Source organism: Actinoalloteichus spitiensis RMV-1378, from assembly GCF_000239155.1.
GTDB classification, from domain to species: domain Bacteria; phylum Actinomycetota; class Actinomycetes; order Mycobacteriales; family Pseudonocardiaceae; genus Actinoalloteichus_B; species Actinoalloteichus_B spitiensis.
Genome location: NZ_AGVX02000246.1, coordinates 1 through 364 on the forward strand (window position 1 = coordinate 1; position 364 = coordinate 364).

The 364-nt window shown below is 69.2% G+C and carries 1 protein-coding gene; it reads left to right on the forward strand.

The genetic code is table 11. The annotated features are described in order from the left end of the window. Nucleotides 1–14 precede the first annotated feature (14 nt). The coding region (locus ACTIDRAF_RS28500; RefSeq protein WP_245533514.1) for a condensation domain-containing protein at nt 15–364 on the forward strand (350 nt) is incomplete at its 3' end.

A 364-nucleotide genomic window follows, 5' to 3' on the forward strand; every position in this document is an offset into this window, starting at 1 on the left:
GCAGGACCCCGTTGGTGCAGGCCCTGGTGGTGTTGCAGAACACCCCGTCGCAGCCGGTGGTGCTCTCCGGGGTGGAGGCGGTCGAGTGCGACCTGCCCCGGGAAGCAGCCCAGTTCGAGGTCTCGTGGCACTTCGAGCCCACCAGCACGGGAGGGTTGCGGGCACTGGTGGAGTTCAGCACGGACCTGTTCGAGGTGGACACGATCCGCCGGTGGTCCGGGCACTGGCTGCGCGCGGCGGAGCTGTTCGGTGCCGATCCCGGTCAACCGGTAGGGGATGTCCCGCTGCTGAGCGAGACCGAGTACCAGCAGGTGGTCACGGACTGGAACACCACGGACCGTCCGGTACCGGCGGTGGACCTGGC